Origin of the sequence: Amycolatopsis sp. (genome assembly GCF_035276945.1) — a bacterium.
Lineage (GTDB): Bacteria > Actinomycetota > Actinomycetes > Mycobacteriales > Pseudonocardiaceae > Amycolatopsis_E.
In genome coordinates this window covers 1-14,326 of record NZ_DATELF010000100.1, presented here as the reverse complement: position 1 = coordinate 14,326, position 14,326 = coordinate 1, and the positions used below count along the sequence as shown (strand labels likewise).

General features: G+C 68.2%; 15 protein-coding genes, 1 tRNA gene and 1 other RNA gene. 6 read left to right on the top strand and 11 right to left on the bottom strand.

Annotated elements, in window-relative coordinates:
* Positions 1–12 precede the first annotated feature (12 nt).
* The gene (hutH, locus tag VJT49_RS17360; RefSeq protein WP_324165896.1) at positions 13–1,533 is read right to left on the bottom strand and encodes a histidine ammonia-lyase; all 1,521 of its coding nucleotides are present in this window, start codon (positions 1,531–1,533) and stop codon (positions 13–15) included.
* 142 nt (positions 1,534–1,675) lie between these two features.
* Here hutH and VJT49_RS17355 point away from each other — a divergent pair, with 142 nt between their 5' ends.
* Positions 1,676–2,464 (top strand): IclR family transcriptional regulator, encoded by a 789-nt coding sequence (locus VJT49_RS17355; RefSeq protein ID WP_324165874.1) that lies wholly within the window; start codon positions 1,676–1,678, stop codon positions 2,462–2,464.
* Positions 2,465–2,628: 164 nt separating this feature from the next.
* Here the strand turns inward: VJT49_RS17355 and VJT49_RS17350 are convergent, their stop codons facing one another.
* Both VJT49_RS17350 and ssrA read right to left on the bottom strand, forming a co-directional pair.
* A complete protein-coding gene (locus VJT49_RS17350) occupies positions 2,629–3,609 on the bottom strand; it encodes a hypothetical protein (protein WP_324165873.1) in 981 nt (326 codons plus the stop codon).
* A 19-nt stretch (positions 3,610–3,628) separates the two neighbouring features.
* Positions 3,629–4,005: a transfer-messenger RNA gene (ssrA, locus tag VJT49_RS17345) on the bottom strand.
* Between the two features lie 165 nt (positions 4,006–4,170).
* Between ssrA and VJT49_RS17340 the strand changes: the two genes are divergently transcribed.
* Genes VJT49_RS17340 through VJT49_RS17330 form a run of 3 tightly spaced genes read left to right on the top strand, consistent with a single transcriptional unit; the run spans position 4,171 to position 6,686 of the window.
* Positions 4,171–4,863 (top strand): sensor domain-containing protein, encoded by a 693-nt coding sequence (locus VJT49_RS17340; RefSeq protein ID WP_324165872.1) that lies wholly within the window; start codon positions 4,171–4,173, stop codon positions 4,861–4,863.
* Positions 4,863–6,002: a sensor histidine kinase gene (locus tag VJT49_RS17335; protein WP_414636001.1), complete on the top strand. Its 1,140-nt coding sequence runs from the start codon at positions 4,863–4,865 to the stop codon at positions 6,000–6,002. Before VJT49_RS17340 ends, VJT49_RS17335 begins: the two co-directional genes overlap by 1 nt.
* Before the next feature lie 39 nt (positions 6,003–6,041).
* Positions 6,042–6,686: a response regulator transcription factor gene (locus VJT49_RS17330; RefSeq protein ID WP_324165870.1), complete on the top strand. Its 645-nt coding sequence runs from the start codon at positions 6,042–6,044 to the stop codon at positions 6,684–6,686.
* 11 nt (positions 6,687–6,697) lie between these two features.
* On the opposite strand, the gene VJT49_RS17325 is transcribed toward VJT49_RS17330, so the two are convergent.
* Complete coding sequence (locus tag VJT49_RS17325) at positions 6,698–7,276, bottom strand: cadmium resistance transporter (RefSeq protein ID WP_324165869.1); 579 nt, start codon at positions 7,274–7,276, stop codon at positions 6,698–6,700.
* A gap of 104 nt (positions 7,277–7,380) precedes the next feature.
* Here VJT49_RS17325 and VJT49_RS17320 point away from each other — a divergent pair, with 104 nt between their 5' ends.
* Both VJT49_RS17320 and VJT49_RS17315 read left to right on the top strand, forming a co-directional pair.
* Entirely contained in the window at positions 7,381–7,596 is a 216-nt protein-coding gene (locus VJT49_RS17320; protein ID WP_324165868.1) for a hypothetical protein, read from the top strand.
* A gap of 92 nt (positions 7,597–7,688) precedes the next feature.
* On the top strand, positions 7,689–8,966 hold the full coding sequence (locus tag VJT49_RS17315) for an acyltransferase (RefSeq protein WP_324165867.1): 1,278 nt from the start codon (positions 7,689–7,691) through the stop codon (positions 8,964–8,966).
* Here the strand turns inward: VJT49_RS17315 and VJT49_RS17310 are convergent.
* The 7 genes from VJT49_RS17310 to VJT49_RS17280 form a co-directional block, all read right to left on the bottom strand.
* Positions 8,956–9,852, bottom strand: coding sequence for an amidohydrolase family protein (locus tag VJT49_RS17310; protein WP_324165866.1), 897 nt, complete (start codon positions 9,850–9,852; stop codon positions 8,956–8,958). The two genes, VJT49_RS17315 and VJT49_RS17310, sit on opposite strands and share 11 nt — an antisense overlap.
* Positions 9,849–10,325 (bottom strand): SsrA-binding protein SmpB, encoded by a 477-nt coding sequence (gene smpB / locus VJT49_RS17305; protein ID WP_324165865.1) that lies wholly within the window; start codon positions 10,323–10,325, stop codon positions 9,849–9,851. Before smpB ends, VJT49_RS17310 begins: the two co-directional genes overlap by 4 nt.
* 14 nt (positions 10,326–10,339) lie before the next feature.
* Complete coding sequence (ftsX, locus tag VJT49_RS17300) at positions 10,340–11,236, bottom strand: permease-like cell division protein FtsX (RefSeq protein WP_324165864.1); 897 nt, start codon at positions 11,234–11,236, stop codon at positions 10,340–10,342.
* Positions 11,237–11,292: 56 nt separating this feature from the next.
* On the bottom strand, positions 11,293–11,982 hold the full coding sequence (gene ftsE / locus VJT49_RS17295; protein ID WP_324165863.1) for a cell division ATP-binding protein FtsE: 690 nt from the start codon (positions 11,980–11,982) through the stop codon (positions 11,293–11,295).
* 112 nt (positions 11,983–12,094) lie between these two features.
* On the bottom strand, positions 12,095–13,192 hold the full coding sequence (gene prfB / locus VJT49_RS17290) for a peptide chain release factor 2 (RefSeq protein WP_324165862.1): 1,098 nt from the start codon (positions 13,190–13,192) through the stop codon (positions 12,095–12,097).
* Between the two features lie 77 nt (positions 13,193–13,269).
* Positions 13,270–13,770: a PadR family transcriptional regulator gene (locus tag VJT49_RS17285; protein WP_324165861.1), complete on the bottom strand. Its 501-nt coding sequence runs from the start codon at positions 13,768–13,770 to the stop codon at positions 13,270–13,272.
* 162 nt (positions 13,771–13,932) lie between these two features.
* Positions 13,933–14,009, bottom strand: a tRNA-Met gene (locus VJT49_RS17280).
* Between the last annotated feature and the right edge of the window lie 317 nt (positions 14,010–14,326).

Genomic DNA, 14,326 nt, shown 5'->3' with positions numbered 1-14,326 from the left:
CATGATCGTCGATCATGTGTCCTCCAGGATTTCACCGGAACGGACAAGGTCTTCGACGGCCGCGATCTCCGGCGCCAGGTGCCGGTCGGGCCCCGGTCCGGGGACGCGGGTGCGCACCAGATCCCGGATCGCCGCGGTGACCGGGCCGGGACGAAGCGGCGCGCGGAAGTCGAGTGCCCTGGCCGCGGTGAGCAGTTCGATCGCCAGCACCGTGGTCAGGCCGTCGACCGCGCGCCGCAGCTTGCGGGCCGACGACCAGCCCATGGACACGTGGTCCTCCTGCATCGCGCTGCTGGGAATGGAATCGACCGACGCGGGCGCGGCCAGCCGCTTGAGGTCGGCGACGATCGCGGCCTGGGTGTACTGCGCGATCATGTGCCCGGAGTCGACGCCGGGATCGTCGGCCAGGAACGGCGGCAGCCCGTGCGAGCGGGCGACGTCGAGCATCCGGTCCGTGCGCCGCTCGGCGATGGACGCGACATCGGCGACCGGAATCGCGAGGAAGTCCAGCACGTAGGCGATCGGCGCGCCGTGGAAGTTGCCGTTGGACTCGACACGGCCGTCCGGCAGCACCACCGGGTTGTCGATGGCCGAAGCCAGCTCGCGGTCCGCGACCAGTTCGGCGTGGCTGACGGTGTCCCGGGCCGCCCCGTGCACCTGGGGTGCGCAGCGCAGCGAATACGCGTCCTGCACGCGGATGTCCTCCGGCCCGCGATGGCTCGCGACGATCTCGGAATCCTGGAGCGCGGCGAACATTCTCCGTGCCGAAACCGCCTGACCGGGGTGCGGCCGCAGCGCCTGCAGCTCGGCGGAAAACGCGCGATCCGTGCCGAGCAGCGCCTCGACGCTCATCGCGGCGGTCAGGTCCGCGGTGTCGAGGAGCCGGTTGAGATCGGCCAGCGCCAGCACGAGCATCCCGAGCATGCCGTCGGTGCCGTTGGTAAGGGAGAGCCCTTCCTTCTCCGCCAGCACGATTGGCTCGATGCCTGCCTCCGCCAGCGCGGCCGCGGCGGGCTTCCGCTGCCCGCCGGCGTCGAGCACCTCGCCCTCACCCGTCAGCGCCAGCGCGACCGCCGCCAGCGGAGCGAGGTCACCGGAGCAGCCGAGCGAGCCGTACTCGTGCACCACCGGCACGATGCCCGCGTTGAGCACCTTGGCCAGCGCCTGGACGGTGCCGGGCCGGATTCCGGTGTGCCCGCTGGTCAGCGTGCGCAGGCGCAGCAGCATCAGTGCCCGGACGACCTCGGGTTCGACGACCGGCCCCGCGCCCGCCGCATGCGAGCGGATCAGGGACCGTTGCAACGCGCCCCGCCGGTGATGAGGAATGTGCCGGATCGCAAGGGCGCCGAACCCGGTGGACACGCCATAGGTCGGCCGGGTCGCCTCCGCCAGGGCCTCGATGTGCTGGCGGGTGGCGGCGAGGTTCTTGACGACGGCTTCGGTCAGCTCCACCGGAACCGCGTCGCGGGCGACCGCCACCACCTGGTCCCGGCTGAGCGGCCCCGAATCCAACCGCAGTGTTTTGCGGGACACCCGCACCCGGTCGGGCCGCCTGAGCCGAGCTTCGCCATTCTCACTCAAGCCGCCCTCATGTGTTCGCATGCGCCTATTGGACCTCCCCCACGTGACGTGGGATAAGCGGCGGCGAACGGGTTGTGTCTGGTATGCCAGACAGATGGGCGGTAGCAGCGATGTGCCCGCGCTGCGCCGCGGGCTGGCGGTGCTGCGGGTGCTGGCCGGGCACGCCGGACCGGTTTCGGCGGCCACGGTCGCGCGGGAGCTGGGGCTGCCCCGGTCCACGACCTACCACCTGCTGGCCGAGCTGACCACCGCTGGTTTCGTCGTGCACCTCCCCGCCGAGCGGCGCTACGGACTCGGCATCGCGGCCTTCGAACTCGGCTCGGCCTATCTCCTGCACGATCCGCTGGAACGGCTGGCCGCGCCGCTGCTACGCCGCCTCGCCGACCAGGTCGGCCACACCGCGCAACTCGGCGTGCTGCACGGCAACGAGCTGATGTACCTGGTCAAGGAGCGGCCGGCACAGCCGGAAACCCTCGTCACCGACGTCGGCGTGCGGCTGCCCGCACATCTGACCGCGTCAGGGCGCGCGATGCTCGCCTACCTGCCGGCCGCTCAGGTCCGGGCGCTCTTCCCGAACGCAGCCGTGTTCGTCCGCCGCACGGACCGTGGTCCGCGTGGACTGGCCGAGCTGCGGCGGACGCTGGCGGACGAGCGGCGGCGCGGCTGGGCGGTGGAGGACGGGCACGTTACCGCCGGCTTCGCCTCGGTCGCCTACCCGGTCTTCGACCACGGAGAGCGGCCCATGGCGGCCGTCGCGGTCACCCTGCGGCACCACTGCCCGACTGAGCGGGTGGTATGCGGGGCGACCTGGCCCGAGCTGGCCAAGGCGGTGCGGCAGACCGCCGTGGAGCTGACCGTCCGGATCGGTGGAAAGCCGCGCTGATTCAGGTTTCCCGGGTTTGCACGGGGTTCAGGCCGAGCATCTCGAGCAGTTGTGCACATTCGGTCGCGTCGGCCGAATGTCCGGCGACGGTTCGCGCTGCTTTGCGCTCCTGATCGTTCCGGAGCACTCTCTCCTCGGCACGGACTTCCGCGAGCCAACCTCGCTCAGGGGCGGCACTTGCACGGCTTACCTGGGCCATCTGGCACCTTCTTCCGGCGTTGCGCCCACGGCGGCGAAACCCGTCGTGTGACCGAACCAGCATGGCAGGTGCTTGTGGCGTAGTCCAGTTGGCCCAAACCTGCCGGATTGGTCCGAATCACTGTTGACCTATCGTGATCACACCCACGACAGTCCACAATGGACTTCAAGCGACACGTTCCGCCGCGCCACCTGGACCCGACAACGACACCCGGTACCAACCGATGGGGGTCCGGGCCGGGCGGGGCGTGGGGGCCGCCCCCACAAAAAGGAACCGAGACGCAAAACGCCGAGGCCGTCAGAAGCACCTGTGCGACCTGCCGTACCTCGCCGTCGCCAAGATCGAAGCGGCAGTGGACGCCCACCTGGGCACGGTGCGACTCCGAGATAGCTTTCAGGCTGCGGTACGCCGTCAGCTCGATGACGCCCTCCTCTTGGAGCAGGGCCATCTCAGCAGCCTCAAGAAGCGTATGAACGCCCGGCTGGACGAGCTGGAGACCAAGGAAGACGGCTTGCTCGACCTGCTTGACGACCCCGAGTGGCCCAGAGCGAAGATCAAGAAGAAGCTCGCCGACATCGAACGTGAGCGTGCTGAGATCCAGGCTCAGCTCACCGACACGGCGAGCAAGCTGGACGAGGGGCAGCAGTTCTTCTCGGCCGCCCTCGCGCTCCTGGCGGACCCTCAGGCCTTCTCCCGCCGAGGCGGCGACGCGGTAAAGCGGGCTATGACGAAGGTCATCTTCTCCAAGCTCCACATCGACGCCGAGGACGTCGCCGGACACGACCTCGCTGACGGCATCAAGGGCTTGGTGCAGGCCGGAACGACGGGCACAGGCACCGTCCTGACCAGCGCAAACGCCGAAAGCGGCTCCATCCTCATCGAGGATGGAGCCGCTTTCGATCTTGCTTCCGACGCGGACCTTCTCGGCGTGGTCCTTGCGGACCACGGTTCAAGTAGGGCAGCGATGGTGGAGGTGCCGGGAATTGAACCCGGGTCCTCTGGCGCCTTACCAAGGCTTCTCCGTGCGCAGTTCACTACGTCTCTACTCGGCCCCACCGGTCACGTGAACGAGGCCGGTGTGACGGGCCCAGCCGCTGTGGATGTCCCGTCCGAACCCCGCGGCCGGGTTCGGACAGTGAGCCTCCTAGCTGATGCCGGAACCCGGGACGGAGGCGCTCCCGGACCGACAGGAGTTACGCTCGCTCAGGCAGCGAGGGCAACGTCCGCCTGACTCACCTTGGAGTTGGCGCTTATTCGTTTGCGATGACGCTTACGGTGGTCTCTCGCCTGCACCGGCACGCTTCCCTTGACTCAACGTCCAGAGTCGAAACCGTTCACCCCCTTGCTGGTGGTTCGTTACCTCAATGATAACGCCCCCGGCAACCGCGTTTGTTCCCCCTGCCCGCTGGGGGTGGGGCTGGCCCCACCTTCCCGAGGCCCGCGGACCGCATGGTCCGAGGGACGCCGTGACGGGATGCTGATCTCAGCACAACGGGAGGAACCAAACATGACCTCGGCATACTTCGAACGTGACGGCCGGAATCCACAGCCCCCGGTGGGCGGATCGCTGTTGTACCTGATGATGAACCTGCCGCTGGGGATCGCCTCGTTCACGGCACTGGTCACGCTGGTCTTACTCGGCCTGGGAACCGTGATCGTCTGGGTCGGCGTCCCGGTGCTGGCACTGCTGTTCCTGGGCCTCCGGGGCGCGGCCAGGGCCGAGCGCGAAAGGGTCCACTCGCTGCTCGGCGCCTACGTCGCGACGCCGTACCGTCCGCTGCCGGAGAGCGGGCAGAAGGCCCGCTGGAAGGCACAGCTGACCGACGCGGCCACCTACCGCGACTTCACCTACTTCCTGCTCCTGCTGCCACTGGGGATCACCGAGTTCATCTTGCTCGTGACGTCCTGGTCGGTGGCGCTCGGTCTGGTGACCCTGCCCATCTCCGTCCGGTATGTGCCCGGCGGGGCCTACTACTTTCCCTCGAAGGACGTCCGCTGGTTCGTCGTCGACTCCACGCTCGACGCGCTTCCGTGGGCGGCACTGGGTGTGCTGTTCGTCGCCGTCGCCGTCGCGCTGACTCGCGTGCTTGGTGGGCTGCACGCCCGGTTCGCCCGGCTCGTGCTGGGGCCCGGCCCGCGCGCCCGCAGGCTCGCCGAAGGTCCCGTTTCCGAGCCGGAGTTCCCCGGCATGGTGGCATGATGTCGGGCATGGCCGGCGAGCAGGCACCGGGGGCGCAGCCTCGCCCGAAGGCCGCGAAAGCCGTCGCCTTCATGATCGCCGGATTCGCGTTGAGCCTGGTGGAGTTCGTGCTGATCGTCGTCGGCACCGTGGTCGGGATCGCCACGACCGTCATCTGGGTCGGCATCCCGATCCTGATGGTCACCACGAGCATGGTCCGCAGCTTCGGCGACCTGGAACGGCGCTGGGCTCGGAAGATGCTGGGCACACCGTTGCCCTCGGCCGAGCGCGGCCCTGTCGAGGGTGGCCTGTTGCGGCGGTGGCGGTACCACCTGGTGGACCCCACCACCTGGCGGGACCTTGGATACCTGATGCTGGTTTTCCCGCTGAGCGTCGTCGAGTTCGCGATCGGCATCACGTCGGTCGTACTGCTGCCGATCGCGATCTGGGTCGCACCGTGGATCGGCTGGATGCACGGCTCGCTCGCGCTCGCGCTGCTCGGACCGGACCGGGCGGAGCGGCTCGCGACGAAGGCACAGTACCTGCAGGCCTCACGTGCCCGCGGGGTGGACGCGGCGGAAGCAGAACGCCGGCGGATCGAACGCGACCTGCACGACGGGGCGCAGCAACGGCTCGTGGCGGTGGCGATGAGTTTGGGTCGCGCCAAGAACAAGCTCGGTCACGATCCCGTCGCGGCCCGCGAGCTCATCGACGAGGCGCATGCCGACGCCAAGCTGGCCGTGTCGGAGCTCCGCGATCTGGCCCGTGGCATCTACCCCGCGGTGCTGGGCGACCGTGGTCTGGACGCCGCCCTCTCCGCGCAGGCGGCCAAATGCCCGGTCCCGGTCGATGTTCGGGTGGACATCGAGCCACGGCCGCCCGCCGCGGTGGAGACGACCGCGTACTTCATCGTCGGTGAGACCCTGACCAACGTCGCCAAGCATTCCGGCGCCACACAGGCCGAGGTCAAGGTGTGGCGAGCCGAGGAGAAGGTGATCGTCGAGATCACCGACAACGGCCGGGGCGGAGCCGAGCTGCGGGCCGGCGGGGGGCTCGGCGGGCTCGCCGACCGGGCCGCCACCATCGACGGCGTGATCACCGTGGTCAGTCCGGCCGGCGGTCCGACCGTCATCCGTGCCGATCTCCCGTGCAAATGGTGATCACGCTATAAGGTGACACGCAATGGCTGGGGAGGACTCATGCGTGTCGTGATCGCCGAGGACGCTGTTCTGTTGCGCGCCGGTGTGCAGCGGCTGCTCGCCGACGAAGGGATCGAGACCGTCTCCGCCGTGGACAACGGTGACGCGTTGGTCGAAGCGGTCACCGAGCATCGCCCCGACCTCGCCATCGTGGACGTGCGCATGCCGCCGACCTTCACCGACGAGGGCCTGCGGGCGGCGCTCGACGCGCGCAAGGCCGTTCCCGGGCTGCCGGTACTGGTGCTCTCGCAGTATGTCGAGGAGAGCTACGCGGTCGAACTGCTGTCGGGTGGCGCCGGTGGGGTGGGGTACCTGCTCAAGGAGCGGGTGGCCGACGTCGCGGAGTTCCTCGACTCCGTTCGCCGGGTGGCCCGCGGTGGCACGGCCATCGACCCCGAGGTCATCGCGCAGTTGATGGCCCGCGGCCGCAAGAACCCGCTCGACGCGCTGACCGCCCGCGAGTCCGAGGTGCTGGGTCTGATGGCCCAGGGCCTGTCGAACACCGCCATCGCGGGTTCCCTGGTGGTCTCGCACGGCGCGGTCGAGAAGCACATCGGCAACATCTTCGCCAAACTCGGCCTCGAAGCCAGCGCCGAGGAACACCGCCGTGTCCGCGCCGTCCTCACCTACCTGGGCCGCGCCTGAGCGCACAAAGCTCAGCCGAGCCGAAGGAGAATCGCCAACCCGATTCCGACCAGGACCAGGGGAAGCAGAACGTGGCCCCAGCGGGCCAGCGCGCTGGCGATCGACGGACGCGTCGCGAGGAAGCGGCCGACGAGGCACCAGACCGCGGCCAGGACAAGGAACACGACGACGAACATGATCAGCGTGCCGGCCCCGGCGGTGGCGAAGACCGGCACGTAGACCCCGATGTTGTCGCCGCCGTTGGCGAAGGTCACGGCGGCCACGGTCAGCACGCCTGGGTGTTCGACGGTTGCTTCCCGCTCGTCGTCCGCGCCACCTCGCCAGGTCCGCCAGGCGGCACGGAGTCCGAGCAGCAGCGGCAGCAGCCCGAGGTAGGGGACCACGGCGGGTGGGAGAAACCCGGCGCCGAGCGCGCCCGCGACGGAGGCGGCCAGGATCGCGCCGAACCCGAGATACTGGCCGGCGACCACGCGGGCCGGACCACCACGGCGAGCGGCGGCCTGACCGAAGAACAGCGCCAGGACCACGAGATCGTCGACATTGGTGACCGCGAACATGCCCGCGGCCTGACCGAGCAATCGCAGTTGCACGTTCTCCTGCCTTGAGTTTTCTCACCCGTCAGACGGCGGCGACGGCGCCCAGGCTCACATAACATGGGCGCCGTCGCTATTGAACGCGCCAGGAAGGGGCACCATTGACCGAGGTCAGCGTCCGCTTCTTCGGCGGCCCCCTGGACGGCCGGGTCCAGGTCCTCGACGATCCCGTGTGCGGCACCGTGGTTCGCCACGTCCACCTGCACGAGGGCCCCAAGATCGAAACGCACTACCTGCTCGGCTACAGCGACGAAACCGGCTGGGAATACCGCATGTGCGAAATGCGGACGCAGGAGGTCGACGAACTCCTCGAGTAGGGCTGGCCCCACCTCGGAGGTAAGTCAAACCCGCTGCGAAGACGGTAGCCCGCACCGCTGTTTCCGAAGATCCACGCGGCCAGGCTTGGGCCATGTCCTCAACAGCGCCTCCGACGGCCCGCCGCGACATCTTCCTCGACGTCATCCGCGCCGGTGCGATCCTCGCGGTGATCGGGCAGCACTGGCTGATGCCGGTGCTGTCCTACTCCGATGGCCGCATCGCCACCGGGAACGCACTGGTCACCCCCGGATGGTGGGCGTTGACCTGGCTGTCGCAGGTCATGCCCCTGGTCTTCTTCGCCGGCGGCGCGGCGAACCTGATGTCCCTGCGTCGCGCGACATGTGCTCGCGACTGGCTGGCCGGACGCGTAAGCCGCCTGTTGCTGCCCACGCTTCCGCTGATCGCCGTGTGGCTGGCGGTACCGCGTCTCCTGCGCGAATTCGGCGTGCCGGAGCAGCCGGTCCACGTCGCGGGCGCGATCGCCGGACAGCTTCTGTGGTTCCTTGGTGTCTACCTGCTCACCGTTCTGGCGACACCGTTCATGGCGACCGCACATCGTCGATGGGGGCTTGCCGTCCCAGCAGTACTCACCGGTCTCGCGCTGCTAGTGGACCTCGCCCGGTTCAACGGGTTCGGCCTGCTCGGGTACTTGAACGCCGTTTTCGTCTGGCTGGCCGTCCACCAGTTCGGTTTCCTTTACGCGGAAGGAAAACTCGGCGCCCTCCGCCCACGCCACGCGCTCGGCGTGGCCACGGCCGGATTCGGCGTCACCGCACTGCTCGTGGCCTTCGGTCCTTACCCGGCAAGCATGATCGGCATGCCGGGCGCGCCGGTATCGAACATGAGCCCGCCCACCGCGGTCCTGGTGAGCCTGGCCGTCGGGCAGATCGGGCTCATGCTCGCGCTGCGGGCCAGGCTCGCCGAACTCGCCGCCCGTCCCACGGTCGCCGGCGCACTGCACTGGATCGGACCACGCTTCATGAGCGTCTACCTCTGGCACATGCCCGCGCTGGTCGTCGTCGCCGGGGTCTCGGTCTTCGGTTTCGGCTACGCCACTCCGGAGCCGGGCACGTTGCGCTGGCTGGCCGCGGCGCCGCTGTGGCTGGCGGCGGCGGGCGTGGTGCTGGTGGGCCTGCTTCGCGTGTTCGGCCGGTTCGAAATACCCCGGCCGGTGACGGGCGATCCCGCTCCCCTGCCGCAACTGGCCGTAGCGGCCGTTCTCGGCTCCGTGGGCACGCTGGGCCTGGCCGCCCGCGGCTTCACCGCGTCGCCGGAACCGCTCGCCGGACCGCTGCCCTGGGCCGCGCTGATCCTGGTAAGCGTGCTGCTGGCGGGCGGGAAGGTCACGGCGACCAGGGTCAGAGGTTGAGCAGTTTGGCCGGGGTGTCGTGCAGCACAGCGCGCAGGAACCCGGTGCCGAGGCGATCGTCGGCGGCCCAGCCGGCGATCGCCCGTAACTGGGTGGCGTAGGGGTAGGGGATGTTCGGGAAGTCGGTGCCCAGCACGATCCGGTCGGGGATGGCGGCCAGCCGGTCGACCCAGCCGGGCGGCAACGGCATCAGCTTCTCGGTGAACGGCACCCCGACCATCGTGGTGTCGAGGTACAAGCGGGGAAAGCGGTCCACCAGATCCAGCGCCACTTCGTACTCGGGCGTACCGGCGTGGGCCAGCACCGTGACCAGCCGCGGATGCCGGGACAGGACCTCGGCGAAGATGTCCAGGCCGGTGTACACGCCGCGCTCGGGGCCGTGTCCGGCGTGGACGACCACCGGCACGCCCGCGTCCTCGATCAGGCCCCAGGCGTGATCGAGCAGCCCGTCTCGCGGATCGTAGCCACCGACCTGCACATGCGCCTTGAAACACCGGGCGCCCGCTCGCAACGCATCATCCACATAGGACGTCGCGGACGGCTCGGGGAACAACGTCGCGGTCGGTACCGCGGCCGGGACCCGCCCGGCGAACTCGAGCGTCCAGCCGTTGAGCCACTCGGCCATCCCCGGCTTGTGCGGATATGCCAGCGGGGCGAACCGCCGCACACCGAAGGACTCCAGCAGCGCGAGGCGCTCGCTCTCCGGCTTCCGGTACCACACCGGCCACCGGGTCCCGGTCCGCTCATGGACGCGGTCGAAGTACGCCCACACCTTGACCAGCATCCGTTCAGGCAGGAAATGCAGGTGCATGTCGACCAGGCCGTCCAGGCCCAGCCCCCGGACCCACGGCGCGATCCCGGCGTCGTCCGCGGGCCCCGGCGTCAACGACGGCCCTTCAGCGCCCGCCCCATAGCCCGGCTCATCTCGCGCTGCGCGTCCCGTTTCGCCAGGTCCTGCCGCTTGTCGTAGGCCTTCTTCCCCTTGGCCAGCGCGAGTTCGACCTTGACCTTGCCGTCCTTGAAATACAGGGACAGCGGGACCAGACTCAGCCCGCTCTCCTTCGTTTTCCCGATCAACTTCTCGATCTCGCCACGGTGCAGCAGCAACTTTCGATGCCGGCGCGCCTCGTGGTTGGTCCAGGTGCCGTGCTCGTACTCGGGGATGTGCAGGTTGCGCAGCCAGACCTCGCCGTCATCGACGGTGGCGAACGCGTCGGCCAGCGAAGCCCGGCCCGCGCGCAGGCTCTTCACCTCGGTGCCCACCAGGACGAGACCGGCCTCGTAGGTGTCCAGGATGGAGTAGTCGTGCCGCGCCTTGCGATTCGACACGATCACCTTCTGGCCCCGTTCCTTTGGCATACGTCAAGGCTATCTCAGTGACGGACGTACATGCGCAGCGTGACGTACCCGGTGATCGCGGAGATGACGAGCGATGCGAGGAGCAGCCACGGCGCGGTGACGATGATGTCGAGCAGCTCGAGGCGCGGAATGAAGCCGCCCGCCGTCGACAGGAGCTTGTCGACGAAGACGTACTTGAGCGCGATCGTCCCGCCCACCGCGCACACCCAGCCGACGATGCCCGTCATCACGGCCTCGAGCAGGAACGGCAACTGCGTGTACCACCGGGTCGCGCCGACCAGCCGCATGATGCCGACCTCGGTACGCCGGGTGAATGCCGAGATCTGGACGGTGTTCGAGATCAGCAGCAACGCGGCCAGCGCCTGGATCAGTGCGATCGCGAAGGTGACGTCCCGCACGGTGCCCAACGCCCCGAAGAACTGAGTGAGGTACTGCTGCTGGTCGTCGATCCGGTCGACCCCGGCGCGCTTGCCGTACTCCTGGTTGATGATCGCGCTGCGAGCCGGGTCGTACAGCTTGACCTGCAGGGACGCGGGCAGCGCTTCCGGGCGCGCGGCCTGGAGCAGGATCGGGTTGTCCTGGAAGATCTTCTTGAACCGCTCGTAGGCCTGCTCGCGGTTTTCGAACACCACGGACTGGACGGCCGGGTTGTTCTGCAGATCCTGCCGCAGGTCGCGGCAGATGTCCTGCGAACAGTCCTTGTCGTTGCTGCTGACATCACGGGTGAGCAGGACCAGTACCTCGACGTCGGCGCGGTAGGCCGCACTCATCTTGTCGATGGTCCGCACGATCAACAGGCCACCACCGAGCATGCCGAGGGACACTGCGGTGGTGATGATCATCGCGATGGTCATCGTGACATTTCGGCGCAGGCCGGTGAAAACCTCGCTGAACACGAAACTTGCGCGCATCGGGGAGTACTTACCTTTGGGATCGGGGACTTTGCGTGGACGGTGCCCGGGAGGAGCTACCGGCCCACGCCGTAGACGCCACGAGCGTCGTCGCGGATTACCCGGCCAAGCTGCAGCTCGACCACCCGTCTGCGCATGGAGTCCACGATGGAATGGTCGTGCGTGGCCATCAGCACCGTGGTTCCGGTGCGGTTGATCCGCTCGAGCAGCAGCATGATGTCCTGGCTGGTGTCCGGGTCCAGGTTCCCGGTCGGCTCGTCGGCCAGCAGGACCAGCGGCCGGTTGACGAACGCACGGGCGATCGCGACCCGCTGCTGCTCCCCACCGGAGAGCTCGTTCGGCATCCGGTCGGCCTTGCCCTCCAGGCCCACCAGTTCGAGCACCTCGGGCACCACCTTGCGGATGATGTGCTTGGGCTTGCCGATCACTTCCAGCGCGAAGGCGACGTTCTCCGCGACGGTCTTGTTGCCCAGCAGCCGGAAGTCCTGGAACACGCAGCCGATGGTCTGCCGCAGGCGGGGAACCCTGCGGCGGGCCATCTTGGCGACGTCGAAACTGGACACGTAGACCCGGCCTCTGGTGGGCACTTCCTCTCGGAGAAGCAGCCGGAGGAACGTCGACTTGCCGGACCCGGAGGGCCCGATCAGGAAGACGAACTCACCCTTGTCCACGTCGACCGACACGCCCTCGAGCGCGGGACGCGTCGACGTCTTGTAGACCTTGGAGACATCATCGAGCCGGATCACGATGGGCCATCCTACTCAATGCGAGCGTTAAGCCCGGGTAGGCATAGGCCAACGGGGTGATCGGCGCGGCATTACCCTCACTGATTCACCACGGAAAGTGCCCAAAACCGGTTCAAACGTTCTGCTTGCGCCAGCGGATTCCGGCTTCGAGGAAACCGTCGATCTCGCCGTCGAGCACGGCTGTCGGGTTGCCGACCTCGTGTTCGGTCCGCAAGTCCTTCACCATCTGGTACGGGTGCAGCACGTAGGAGCGCATCTGGTTGCCCCAGCTCGACCCGCCGTCCTTGAGCGCGTCCAGTTCGGCGCGCTCCTCTTCCTTCTTCCGCTGGAGGAGCTTGGCCTGCAACACCTTCATCGCCGCCGCCTTGTTCTGCAGCTGCGACTTCTCGTTCTGGCAGGAGACCACGATACCGGTCGGCAGGTGGGTGATACGGACCGCGGAGTCGGTGGTGTTCACACTCTGCCCACCGGGACCCGACGAGCGGTACACGTCGACCCGGATGTCCTTTTCCGGGATGTCGACGTGGTCGACCTCTTCGACCTCGGGCAGCACCTCGACGTGCGCGAACGACGTCTGCCGCCGGCTCTGGTTGTCGAAGGGCGAGATCCGCACCAGCCGGTGCGTGCCCTGCTCGACCGACAGCGTCCCGTACACGTAGGGCGCGCTCACCTTGAAGGTCGCCGACTTGATCCCCGCCTCTTCGGCATAGGAGATGTCGTAGACGTCGGTGGGGTATCCGTGCCGCTCCGCCCAGCGCAGGTACATACGCAGCAGCATCTCGGCCCAGTCGGCCGCGTCGACGCCGCCCGCCTCGGACCGGATGGTGACCACGGCGTTGCGGTCGTCGTACTCGCCGGAAAGGAGCGTGCGGACTTCCAGTGCGTCGATGTCCTTGCCCAGCTGGGCGAGCTCGGACTCGGCTTCGGCTTGGCTGCCCGCGTCGCCTTCGGCTTCGGCGAGTTCGTAGAGCACGCCAAGGTCGTCGAGGCGTTGGCGCAGGTCGGTGACCCGGCGCAGTTCGGCTTGCCGGTGCGAGAGCTGACTGGTGACCTTCTGCGCCGCCTCCGGGTCGTCCCAGAGGTTGGGCTGGGAGGCCTGCCGTTCCAGGTCGGCGACCTGGGCGCGCAGGCCGTCCAGATCCATGACGGCCTCGACCTGCGTCAACTTGCCGGCAAGGTCCTTCAGGTCCGCTTCGAACTCAGCACTCACAACCATCAAGGTTACGGCACCGTGTCCAAGCGCCCGTCAGGGCAGTGCCGTCCGAGGGCAAGCCCCGGACCAGGGGATCAGGCCTGGGGGATGGCGTCCACCAGTTTCAGCGCGGCCCGGGCGTGTGCCTGCCCGAACTCGGCGACCGCCTTCGTGTACGGGTCCTCGGCGGCCTTGACCGCAGCCTTCGCCTCGTCGAGTTCCAGGCCGTAGGCAGCCCTGGCCGAGTCGATCAGCGCCGTGCGTTGCTTCGCGGTGAGCGAGCCGGCGTGCACGAGCCGCAGGATCAGCGGGCTGCGCAGATGGTCCGGACCGGATTCGCTGGTGAGCCAGTTCTTGAACGCCTTCTTGCCCGCCGCGGCGATCGCGTACTGCTGGCTGGATCGCGGGCCCTGCTTGCCGAGCCGGACCAGGCCCTCCTTGGCCAGGGCGGGCAGTTCCCGGTAGACCTGGCTGCGCGTGACGCTGAAGAAGGCCCCGAATCGTTCTTCAGCCGCGGCGACGAGTTGCCCACCGGTCGCCGGACCGTCCTGGAGCAGACCAAGCAATGCCGCTGCTGTCGCATTCAGTTCAGACACACTCACACGTTCCCACTTTTCGGGCGATCTGTCCACAGTGGCCATAGAGCTCCGTCCACAATGGCCACTCAAACTCCCCCATCCGGCCCAACGCCGATCCGCCACAAGGACGAAACCACGAAAAAAGGCCCGGCCGGAAAAACCGGCCGGGCCTCTCTCCAGTGGTAGCGGGGACAGGATTCGAACCTGCGACCTCTGGGTTATGAGCCCAGCGAGCTACCGAGCTGCTCCACCCCGCGTTGCACGTCCAACTGTACACCCACCCCGCCCACACTCCCCCACCCCCCACACCGTCCACACCAGACCGTGACCCGCCCCACACCCCAACTCGGACGCCTGCCCCCTCGCACCCAGCCACCCCTGGGAGAAAACAAACCCAGCCACCCTCCGGGGGAGAGAACAAACCCAGCCAAGCGCTAAGCTTGTTGTTTAAGGTGGTTGTTTCGTTGTGGTCGTGGTCGTTGTGTCCGTTTTGGTGGTTTTTCCGACGTGGCATACGGCGGCGCGGGTTGTGTTTGGTGATCCGGGTGGGCGGCCTGGGCCTGGCCGTGAGGGT